Annotated in this window: 1 rRNA gene; it reads left to right on the top strand. The window is 54.7% G+C overall.

Annotation, left to right across the window (positions count from 1 at the left end):
- A 16S ribosomal RNA gene (locus WFH00_RS11920) occupies positions 1–60 on the top strand; the annotation flags it as partial.
- Between the last annotated feature and the right edge of the window lie 163 nt (positions 61–223).

Below are 223 nucleotides of genomic sequence, written 5' to 3'. Positions count from 1 at the left end.
ATTAGGACTAAGTCGTAACAAGGTAGCCGTACCGGAAGGTGCGGCTGGATCACCTCCTTTCTAAGGAGCAACTCACCACACACGCAAAGCGTGGGTGGTGCAGAGAATGTTCGAACGTCGCCGAACGCGTGACGCGAACAGCTCAAGGGTGGAACATATGACAAAGCAAGCTTTGATAGCTCGCCTGCCGTAGTACATCAGCTCGTTTCGGCGGGGTGAGAGG

The organism is Leucobacter sp. USHLN153, from assembly GCF_037145615.1.
Taxonomy (GTDB): Bacteria; Actinomycetota; Actinomycetes; order Actinomycetales; family Microbacteriaceae; genus Leucobacter.
The sequence above is the reverse complement of the archived record's forward strand: the minus strand, read 5'-3'. Positions and strand labels throughout refer to the sequence as shown.